General features: G+C 62.2%; 5 protein-coding genes. 1 reads left to right on the top strand and 4 read right to left on the bottom strand.

Annotation, left to right across the window (positions count from 1 at the left end; genetic code table 11):
* On the top strand, window positions 1–267 hold a 267-nt coding region (locus tag QW379_09170; GenBank protein MEM2870567.1), incomplete at its 5' end, for a zinc ribbon domain-containing protein.
* A gap of 126 nt (window positions 268–393) precedes the next feature.
* Here QW379_09170 and pckA read toward each other — a convergent pair.
* The 4 genes from pckA to QW379_09150 all read right to left on the bottom strand — a co-directional run bounded on the left by pckA (window position 394) and on the right by QW379_09150 (window position 6949).
* Entirely contained in the window at window positions 394–2034 is a 1641-nt protein-coding gene (gene pckA, locus QW379_09165) for a phosphoenolpyruvate carboxykinase (ATP) (protein ID MEM2870566.1), read from the bottom strand.
* Window positions 2027–2683 (bottom strand): tRNA (pseudouridine(54)-N(1))-methyltransferase TrmY, encoded by a 657-nt coding sequence (locus tag QW379_09160; GenBank protein ID MEM2870565.1) that lies wholly within the window; start codon window positions 2681–2683, stop codon window positions 2027–2029. The genes pckA and QW379_09160 overlap by 8 nt, the downstream gene beginning before the upstream one ends.
* Before the next feature lie 100 nt (window positions 2684–2783).
* Window positions 2784–5492: a tetratricopeptide repeat protein gene (locus QW379_09155; protein MEM2870564.1), complete on the bottom strand. Its 2709-nt coding sequence runs from the start codon at window positions 5490–5492 to the stop codon at window positions 2784–2786.
* Window positions 5493–5617: 125 nt separating this feature from the next.
* Window positions 5618–6949, bottom strand: a complete 1332-nt coding sequence (locus tag QW379_09150; protein MEM2870563.1) for a signal recognition particle protein Srp54 — start codon at window positions 6947–6949, stop codon at window positions 5618–5620.
* Between the last annotated feature and the right edge of the window lie 87 nt (window positions 6950–7036).

Below are 7036 nucleotides of genomic sequence, written 5' to 3'. Positions count from 1 at the left end.
CAAGTCTCGGCCGCAACGGAGAAACTGGAGCTAGCTCGCGACTTCATAAAGGAAGGCGACGGGGAGGCGGCGATGCAGTTTGCGATGGAGGCGAGGGCGGCGCTGGGAGGAGTGGGGGGAGGGGTAGCGGGGCGGGCTGGGGGAGGACCCGCTGTTGCGGAGGGGCAAGCGAAAAGGCCGAGCGGCGGTCTAAGGTGCCCCTCGTGCGGCGAGGCGCTTGAGCCCGAGTGGCCCGTGTGCCCGGCGTGCGGGAACAGAACGAGATAATTCACATCCTAGAGGGCCAAGAGGGCCCTTCACTCCTTGCCTGGCCCCTCACGGAGCCCTCTCCCCTCCCGGATTTTTCTCAGATGCTGTCCCAATATCCTCCCAGAGCCCTTTCTCTTCCCGAGCTTATTCGGAAGTGCTCCCGGCCTCCCTCACTCTCGGCCCCGCCTCGGCGATTCTGCTCGGAGCCTCCCGGAACTTTCTGAAGTTCTCGACGAAGCGCCAGGCGAGCTTCATCGCGGTGATGTCGTAGGCCTCTGGCCTCTTCCAGCTCTTCCGGGGATAGAGCAGCTCCCGGGGTAGCTCCCCGCACTCGTCCGGTACATTGAGGTTGAAGACGGGGTCGGTATGGACGGGGACACCCTCCAGGCCTCCCTCGAGCAGCACCCTGACAATGCCCCGGGTGAGCTCAAGGGGAATTCTCTTCCCCTCGCCGTAAGGGCCGCCCATCCATCCCGTGTTCACCAGAAAAACCGAGGTGTTGTACTTTTTCAGCCAGTCGTAGAGCTGGCCCGCGTAGAACAGGGGCGGGCGAGGCATGAAGGGCGCCCCGAAGCATGCGGAGAAGACCGCCCGAGGAACGACGATGCCCCGCTCGGTGCCGGCGAGCTTGCTGGTGTAGCCTGAGAGGAAGTGATAGACCGCCGCCTCGCGGGTCAGCACCGCCACGGGCGGGAGCACACCAAAGGCGTCCGCAGTGAGGAAGAGAATGGCTTTTGGGTGGTCGGCCATCGCGCACGTGAGCGCGGACGGCAGGTGCTCCAGAGGGTACCCGGCCCGCGTGTTCTCGGTGATGCTGTCGTCGCTGAAGTCCAGCCGTCGCGTCTCCGGGTTCAGCACAGCATTCTCGACAACCGAGCCGAACTTTATTGCGCCGTATATCATGGGCTCCTTTTCGGCCGTGAGCCCTATGCACTTAGCGTAGCACCCACCCTCGAAATTGAAGACTCCCCTCTCGCTCCACCCGTGCTCGTCGTCACCGATTATTCTCCGGGATGGGTCGGATGAGAGGGTTGTTTTACCTGTTCCGGAGAGACCGAAGAAGAGGGCTGTGTCCCCCCTCTCGCCTACGTTGGCGGCGCAGTGCATCGGGAAAACACCCTTCTCTGGAAGAATATAGTTAAGATAGCTGAATAGCGCCTTTTTTATTTCGCCGGCGTAAGCGGTGGCGACGATGCTTATGATTCCGCGATCGAGTTCTAATGCAATCGCACACTCGGACCTCGTTCCATCCCTCGCCGGAACAGCCCTCATGCCGGGCGTCGAGATGAGGGTAACCTCGGGCCTTCGCCCGGGGAGCTCACCATTGCCCGGGCGGATGCAGAGCTGCGTGGCGAAGAGGCTCTGCCAAGCCAGCTCTGTAATCACGCGCACAGGTATCCGGTAGGCTGGATCCGCGCAGAGAAACGCGTCGACAACGAAAAGCTCCCTGCCCCTCAGGTAGTCCAGCTGCCTCTCTAACAGTGTTTCGAACTTCTCCCTGTTCATCGGCTGGTTCGCTTCGCCCCAGTGCACCTTGTTATGAACGGCGGGTGTGTCAACGATGAATCTGTCGCGTGGCGACCTCCCCGTGTACTTGCCGGTCCGGACCACAAACGCACCGCCCTCGGCCAGCATCCCCTCGCTCCGCGCTAGAGCGAGCTCCACGAGCCTCGCCACGGGGAGGTTGTACCGGAGCCTGCCGAGGGGACGGATGCCGAGCCTCTCGAGCTGAGACCTGAGACTTTCAATGTCGCCGCCGGCGGGCGAGGCGCCACCCTCAATCATCCGGAGCCCCTCCCCCTCGAATGCCCCCGTCCAAGAGCCAGTGGACGATGGTGATGCACTGGTGACTGTGGAGACTCGTCGGCCCCAGACTCACCCTCCTCGCCCCCGCGCTCTGGAGCAAATTCTCTTCCTCCTTTGTGAAGTCGAGGTGGTCGCTGAGGTAGAAGGTCACATCTCCGGGGAGGCCCCCGCGGGGCCATGGCTCACCATCCTCCACAAGCCAAACCGGGCCCGGGAGCGCTCTCGCCAGCGACTCCAGGCTCCGCCTCGAGACATAGACGCCCGGAGTAGAGACTATCTCTTTATCGCCTTCAAGATTTTTTAGGAGGGCCGTCCTCACCAGAGCGCCCGTGCTCCTCTCGTCGGGATTGAGGTATCTCAGCTCTCGTCCCGAGAATCTGACGGTCTTGGGGCCTACAGGGGCCCCACTGCCGCCTCCCGACCGTCTCTCATCGAGGCTCGGGGAACCGTGTCTGCCCGGTAGCACGAGGTAGACCTCGACGTCTTTTCGAATTCCGTGCGAGACGAAGAACGCCGAAGAAACACACCTCAGCAGGACGTCAAGCCTGCCGGCGCCCCCGCAGAGGTCGTTCAGGGTGAAGTCCCCCGAGGGGTCCACATTGTGGCCGATAATAACGAACCGCCTCAGAAATCCTCACCCCCTCCCGCCGCTCTCCCCTTTCTGCCCAGGAGCCGGCAAGTGCACCGCCATGCAACCTCCTTCCCATGGTGCAAGTCTGGAAACCTCCTCAATCTCCTAGACTTTTGAGCTCTTCCCTCACCACAGCACTCGGCCGGGTCGCGCCGACCCTGTCGAATAGCTGGAGGGCGTTCTCGAGGCACCGCCTGGCCTCCCTCGCGTCACCGCGCTCCCTGTGCATCAGGCCCATCTCATGATACACGACACCCAAATAATAAGGCATGTTCGCCCCCTCGAGGGCTGCGATGGAGGCCTCGAAGTGCTCCCTGGACTTATCCCACTGCCTCTCGTGCCTGTGAATGATGGCGAAGACCATGTGGAGCTGGAAGGGGAGCTCAACCTCGCCGAGCCGCTTGAGGTATTTCATCGCCTCCTCGCAGTAGGCCCGGGCCTCGCTCGTCTCAAGTGCCCTGGCGTGGGCCTCGGCCAGGTTGCACAGCGTGACTACGATGTCCATCACGTTTCCCAGCCTTTTAAATATGTGCAGGGCCCTTTCGAAGTACTCCCTGGCGTAGTCCCACTCGCCCGTCTTCAAGTACACATCGCCAATATTGTTGAAAGCGGTGGCGACATCGTAGAGCGAGTTTATCCGGATGCCAAGGTCCATGGCCTTCTGGTAATAGTCCACGGCCAGCTCGCACTCGCCCCTCTCGGCGTGTACATTCGCGAGCTCAATGTAGGTCTGGATGAGGATGGGAATGCCGGCCGCGGGCTCGATGCCCCTGGCTAGCTCAATGCTCTTTTGATGGTACTCTATCGCTTTTGGATAGTCCCCGACCCTGAAGTGCACGTTGCCTATCTCGCGGTTCGCGATCGCGAGGCCCGCCATATCCCCCACCGCTGCCGAGACCTCCGATGCGCGGCCGTAGTGCATGAGTGCCGAGGGCCACTCTCCCAGCCTCACATAGAGGTTGCCGAGGGAGATGTGGGCACTGGCAAGAGCCCTAGGCTCGTTGAGAGAGGTCGCGAGCCCCACAGCTCTCCGGCTGTACTCCATCCATCCTTCAATGTCGGCCGTCACCTCGCAAAGCTGCGCGAGCTTCATGAGAATGGCGAGCTCCTTCGCCATCATCTCCGGCGAATTCCTGCTCTCGAGCCTCTCCACGAAGGAGAGGGCGTTCCTGCAATGGCCTAGGGCCTCGTCATGGGCGTACTTCACCCTGGCCACCTCAGCGGCCATCATCGAGTATTCGATGGCCTTCACAGGCACGTTTCCCTTGGAAAAATGAATCGCTAGGGCGCTGCAGACCTCGCGTGGGTTGCTCCTATGCAGCTCTTCGAGCGCGAACCCCACTCGCCTGTGCGCCACCGTCAGCTTGAACGGGGGCAGCCTCTTATAGAGCACCTCCCGAATCATCGCGTGGCCGAACCTTAGGTCTTCAGTAACCAGTCCGAGGCGGGTCATCCTTTCCAGCGCGGAGGCCAGCCCGATCTCGTCCACTCCGGACACCATCGAGAGCAGCTCGAGCTCGAACTGATGGCCGGCGACGGCGGCTAGGCCCAGGAGTTCCCTGTCGCGCTCGTCGAGCCTCTCAAGGCGCCCGAGAACTATATCCTCGACACTGGAGGGGATTTTGATGCTTCTCACCGAAGTGGAGGAGCTCCAGTCCGGCCTTGAGGGGTCCAGGACCCCCTCCTCGATCAGGCTCCTCACCACCTCCTCCACAAAAAAGGGGTTGCCTTCGGTCTCGGCATAGAGCCTCTCCAAGAAGTCCTCGGGCAGGTCGGAGATGGGCTTGCCGAGAATTCCACCGACCATTTCTCGCACGGAGTCGGGCTCGAGCCTCCCGAGCTCAATTCTCGTCAGGAGCTTCTCCCGCCCCAGCTCGCGCAAGATCCTGACCACCGTTCCCCCCACCTCGAGGTCCTCACTCCTGCAGGTGCAGAGGATGATCGCGGGACTGGCCCGGGTGGCGCGGGCGATGTGGTGGAGGAGGTGGAGGGAGGCCAGGTCCATCCACTGGATGTCGTCGAGGAAGAGTAGGAGGGGCCTCTCCGAGCATATGCTCGTGATGTGCCGGGAGACGTTTTCGAACATTCTCTCCCTGTCCTTATCAGCGCGTGCCCCCCTGCTCCCCTCGAACTCCTCCCTGAGACCGCTGAGCTGCTCTATGCCGTACCGCCTGAGCGCAACGAGCTCCGCTAGAAGCTCCTCCACGCCTGAGAACCTGTCGACCGCTCCGTCCCACTTCTCAAGAGCGGCCGAGTACCTTGCCTGCACGGCCTCCAGTACCTCCCTCATCTCCTGCGGGAGTCCGAGTGGGCGGGGGCCAGATACCATGGCGACGAGGAAGACGCTCGCGCCGTGCTCGACGACGAGCTCGAAGTCGCCGTGCTTGATCTCCCTGAGCGCGCCTGCCTGCCCGGTCCTGAAGGACTGTGTGATGAAGTCCTGAATTGCGGAGAGCATACCGCTGACCACCTCCGCGTCGGCGGCGAAGTCCGCCCTCCGGGACCAGTGGGCGATGACCCTCCCATCCCTGTATATCAGTAGAAGGCCCTCGACCGTGCTTGTGTCGGAGAAGGCGCTGACGAAAGGAAAATAGGGCCCGCTGCCCTCTGTGCATCTGCCCTGGAGGAACGTAAAGCCGCGCTCCCGCGCCTCCGCCGCTAGCTCGGTCACAAGGCGCGTCTTGCCAACCCCCGCCTCGCCCTCGATTAGGGCAAGGCTCCCCTCTCCCTTCAGGGCCCTTTCTAGCAAGCCCCTGAGCAGGGCGAGCTCTTTCTCCCTTCCCACTAACTTGGCGGAGGGGCTCATTGTCAACGCTCACCTCTCAACTGTCATCACCCGCCCACCGACCCACTCTTAAGACCCTATTCCCATATCCTCCCGCCAGCCCCTCCCCCGGCTCTCCCCCGGCTCCATCCCCCGCCGTGAATTCATCACTTCCCGTCCACTTGAAGCGCCTTCATCAGTGCCTTGCGCTTTTTCCTATTGCTCGTGATGTCCCGGATCATCCTCCTCGACTGCTCGTAGTGCCTCAGGAGCGCCTTCACTTCCGTCATGTCCACTCCGGCGCCGCGAGCGATTCTTCTAATCCTGGTGCCTTTGATGATTCTCGGGTTCTCCATCTCCTCCTTGGTCATCGAGTTCATGATCACCTTGAACCGCTTCAGCCTAAGCTGGGTCTGCTCGAGCTGCTCCTTGGTCATCGAGGTTCCTCCCCCGAAGGGCAGGAGCTGCATCAGCTTCTGCAGAGGCCCCATCCCCTGCAGCATCTCCATCTGCTCGTACATGTCCTTCAGAGTGAACCTCCCGGACATGATTTTCCTCGCGGCCTCCTCCGCCGTCTTCTCGTCCACGACCCCCTCGGCCTTCTCGATAAGGGCCTTGATGTCCCCCATACCGAGCAGTCTGGAGATGAAGCCCGCGGGGTCGAACCTCTCGAGCTCGTCTATGTGCTCCCCCGTGCCGATGAAGACCACCGGCGCCCCCGTGGCCTGGACCGCGCTCAGCGCTCCCCCCGCCTTGGCCGTACCGTCCATCTTCGTGATTATGACACCGGTGAGCTGGATGGCTTCGTGGAAGGCCTTGGCCTGCGGCCCCGCGGCCTGCCCCATTACCGCGTCTATGACTAGGAACTTCTCGTCCGGTCTGGCCACGTTGGCGATTCTCTTCATCTCCTCGACGAGCTCCGCCTCGAGAGAGTGCCTGCCGGACGTGTCTATGATGATGATATCATAATCCCCGAACTTCTCCATCCCCTCGCGCACGATTTTCGGTGCCCTGGTCTCGCCCGGCTCACCGTAGACCGGGACACCGATTTTCTCTCCTAGCTGCGTGAGCTGCTCGTAGGCGGCGGGGCGGTGCGTGTCGCCCGCGATCAGCGCCACGCGCATCCCCCTCTTCTTGAAGTAGAGCGCGAGTTTGGCGGCGGTCGTGGTCTTGCCCTGACCGTAGAGCCCGACCATCATAATCACGTGTTTCTTCAGCGGAATCTCCCGCGTCTCTCCCAGAATCCGCACGAGCTCCTCGTAGATGATTCTGATGACGTGGTCCCTGGAACTCATACCGGCCGGCGGCCTTTCGGTCAAGGCCCGCCTCTCGAGCTCCCTCGTGAGCTTCACGACCAACGGGGCGCTGACGTCGGCTAGGAGCAGCGCCCTCTGGATTTCCTTAACAACCTCCTTTATAAGGGCGGCGTCGATGTGCGGGGCGTTGACGATCTTGCGCAGCGTATCCCGCAAGGAGCCCGCCAGACTTTCGAGGACCATCGCTCGACCATCACGCTCGCTGTTAAAATAGATTTCCTCTCAGGCGGGCTCGGGACTCGGGAAATCCTCCCCGTCGCCCCGCCCCCT

The sequence above is a fragment of the Thermoplasmata archaeon genome (assembly GCA_038851035.1).
Classification (GTDB): domain Archaea; phylum Thermoplasmatota; class DTKX01; order VGTL01; family VGTL01; genus JAWCLH01.
This window is presented reverse-complemented; position numbering and strand designations above follow the sequence as displayed.